The 1,836-nt window shown below is 76.6% G+C and carries 2 protein-coding genes; both read right to left on the reverse strand.

Annotated features, from left to right (window positions below):
- Nucleotides 1–1,090: S1 family peptidase (locus tag CCN42_RS38855; protein ID WP_086741904.1), on the reverse strand; the 1,090-nt coding region annotated here is incomplete at its 3' end.
- A 123-nt stretch (nucleotides 1,091–1,213) separates the two neighbouring features.
- On the reverse strand, nucleotides 1,214–1,836 hold a 623-nt coding region (locus tag CCN42_RS38860; RefSeq protein WP_169731611.1), incomplete at its 5' end, for a LysR family substrate-binding domain-containing protein.

Below are 1,836 nucleotides of genomic sequence, written 5' to 3' on the forward strand. Positions count from 1 at the left end.
AGGTGACGCCCTGCGCCTGGCTGCCCGAGATGTACGACCCGCCCGAGTCCCCGGGCTCGGCGCACACCGAGGTGCGGGTGACGCCGGTGATGGTGCCCTCGGGGTAGGTGACGCTGGTGTTGTGCTGCTGCACGGTGCCGCAGTGCCAGCCGGTGGTGGAGCCGGACCGGCACACGGACGCGCCGACCGGCGCCTGGGTGGAGCCGGTGACCTGGACGTTCTGTCCTCCCGCGCCCTTGACGTACGGGGTCGCGGTCCACTGGGAGTTGGTGGCCACCCAGGCCATGTCGCGGCCGGGGAAGACCGAGCCCTGGAAGGTGCCCTGTGCCACGCGGTTGTGGCCGCTGGTGCTCGCCCCGGCCCGGCCGCAGTGCCCGGCGGTCGCGTAGCCCTGCTGGGTGCCCTTGGTGACGGGGAAGCCGATCGAGCAGCGCCCGCTGTTGTTGATGTAGTACGCCTCGCCGCCGCGCAGGTCGTACAGCGGGCGGGGCCGTTCGGCGGTCCGCTCGACGCGGGCGAGGGCCCGCTCGACCCCGGCCGCCGCCAGGAGGGCGCGGGCCGCGGCCGGGCGTACGGCCCGCACGACGACGCTGTTCGTGGGGACGTCGACGTACCAGACCGGCGCGTCGGTGGTGGCGTGCCGCTGGGCCGCCCGATCCAGGCGGGCCTTGGCCGCGTCCAGGTCGGCGAGGGAGTGGCGGACGACCGTTGCCCGCGCGCCCCGGGCCTCGATCAGGGGCACGTCGCCGGCGTCGGTCGTCGCCACGGTGAGCGTGCCGGACTCGGCGCCCCGCACCCAGGCGCCCGCGAAGTCGTCACCGAGGGCGGCGCCGAGGCGGCCCGCGGTGGCGCCGGCCTCCGCCTCGTTGGCGAGGCGCCGCTCCGCCTGCCGCCGGTCCAGGCCGAGGTCGCGCTCCATGGCCCGGAGCAGGGCGGGCGGGGCGGCGTCGGTGCGCAGCGTCTGCGCGGCGGAAGTGGTGGCGGCGGCCGGCCCGGCGCTCGCGGAGCCGCTGAGCCCGGCCACGAGCAGGGCGGCCGTCGCCACCACGGCGGCACCCGTGGCTCTGGCCCGGATGTGTCGTCGGAGCATGGGGAGGTCTCCTCGGTTCGGTTCTCGCTCGGTGGGGAGGTGCCGAAACCGTAGGGAGGGACGACCGGCCCGCAGAAGACACCGGTCGGCCCTCTCCCCGGCGTTATGGAAGGCGGCGCCGGCCTACGGCACCCGATGCGCCGCGAGCCACGCGGTGTAGCTGTCGCTGCGCGCCGCCACGCCCGCGTGGGCAACGCGCGCCTGGGCGAGCACCGTGGCGGCGGTGTCCGCGTCCTGCGTCCCCGCGTGCCAGCCGAGCAGATGCCGCCAGGCCAGGGGCGTACCGCTGAGCGGCCGGGTGACGATCCCCGGGGCGGCCGGGAAGGTGGCCCGGCACAGGCCGATCGCCCGGCCGACCTGGACGAGATGCACCAGGGAGGAGGTGTCCGTCTCGTACATGCGGTGCGGGGTGAAGCCGGCGCGGGCGCAGGCGGCGGTGAAGCAGTCCCCGAAGCATCCGTCGCCGGGCACGCAGGCCCACTCCTCGCCGGCCAGCTCGGCAAGCGCGACCTCGGGCGCGGCGGCGCGGGCATGGTCCTCGGGCAGCATGACGAAGACGGGGTCCACGGCGATCTCCCGCCAGACCAGGCCCTCGGCGCCCGGCGGAGCCGCCGAGCCGCAGGTACCGGCGAGGGCGAAGTCCAGCCGGCCCTCGGCGAGCTGGTCGGCCAGCTGCCGCTCCGACCAGGAGGCGCAGGTCGTCACGCGGGCGTCGGGCACCGCGTCGGCGAGCCGGTCGACCAGGG

It is taken from the genome of Streptomyces glaucescens (assembly GCF_002154375.1).
Lineage (GTDB): Bacteria > Actinomycetota > Actinomycetes > Streptomycetales > Streptomycetaceae > Streptomyces > Streptomyces glaucescens.